Source organism: Streptomyces sp. WG7, from assembly GCF_049975785.1.
Lineage (GTDB): Bacteria > Actinomycetota > Actinomycetes > Streptomycetales > Streptomycetaceae > Streptomyces.
Map to the genome: position 1 here is coordinate 1 of NZ_JBNGGE010000152.1, position 1,163 is coordinate 1,163.

General features: G+C 67.2%; 2 protein-coding genes. Both read left to right on the plus strand.

The window, feature by feature from the left end; translation table 11 throughout:
- Positions 1–59 precede the first annotated feature (59 nt).
- Positions 60–575, plus strand: a complete 516-nt coding sequence (locus ACP4J0_RS38465; protein WP_426604090.1) for a winged helix-turn-helix domain-containing protein — start codon at positions 60–62, stop codon at positions 573–575.
- Positions 572–1,162 carry an IS630 family transposase gene (locus tag ACP4J0_RS38470; RefSeq protein ID WP_426604092.1) on the plus strand — a complete coding sequence of 197 codons (591 nt, stop codon included), beginning with the start codon at positions 572–574 and terminating at the stop codon, positions 1,160–1,162. The genes ACP4J0_RS38465 and ACP4J0_RS38470 overlap by 4 nt, the downstream gene beginning before the upstream one ends.
- Position 1,163: the final 1 nt, after the last annotated feature.

Sequence of the window (1,163 nt, forward strand, 5' to 3'; positions counted from 1 at the left end):
TACTGATCTTTTCGTAAGTTCGGTGGGTGTGGTGGCCGTGTGGGTGGGAGGCTGTCGGGATGGCTTATCGACCTTCCCCTTCGGTTGCCGGCTCCTCCCTTCCTCCCTTGTCGCGGCCTCAATTGGCGGAGGCGCGTCGTGTTCGAGCGGTCGAGTTGTTCGAGGACGGCGTCTCGAATGCGGAGATCGCGAGGGCGGTGGGGGTGTGTGCCGAGAGCGTGCGGCGTTGGCGGAGGGTGTGGGAGCAAGGCGGTGCTTCGGCCCTGCGGCGGCGGGCAGCCACCGGACGCCCACCCAAGCTGGACGACACCCAGGTCGAGATGGTGCGGGCCGCGTTGGAGCGAGGTGCCCAGGCTCATGGTTTCGAGGCCGACCTGTGGACCCTGGAACGAGTCGGCGCGGTCGTCACCCGGACAACGGGGGTGGTGTTGTCGAGGGCGTCGGTGTGGCGGCTGCTGACCGGCCGGCTCGGATGGAGCCTGCAACGGCCCGAGCGGCGGGCGGTCGAGCGGGACGAATCGGAGATCGCCCGCTGGATCGCGCACGAGTGGCCGCGCATCAAAAAAGGGCCGTGAACACACGTGCCTGGATCGTCTTCCTCGACGAATCAGGCGTCTCCCTGCTCCCGCAGATCCGCCGCACCTACTCGCCCCGAGGGCGGACCCCGCTTCTGCGGCACCGCCTGAACTGGAAGCGTGCGTCGATGGCCGGGGCCTTGGGCTACCACTCCACCGACCCCGATCGCGGGGCCCGCCTGTGCTTCCACCTCAAGCCCGGCAGCTACGACACCGCCGCCCTCATCGAGGTCCTGGAACAGATGAAGGTGTTCTACCGCGGCGAGCGAGTGGTCCTGGTCTGGGACGGCCTGTCCGCCCACTGGAGCCGGGCGATGCGGGCCTGGGCCGACGAACAGGACTGGCTCACCCTGGAACGATTACCCGCCTACGCTCCCGAGCTGAACCCGGTAGAACTGCTGTGGTCCTCACTCAAGAAGCGCGAACTCGCCAACCTCGCCGGCGACCACCTCGCCGATGTCGCCGACGCCACCGAGCAAGGCATCCACCGCATCAACACCAACCCCCAACTGCCATGGTCATTCCTCGCCCATACCGGCCTGACCATCCACCCACCACACCCACCGAACTTACGAAAAGATCAGTAGT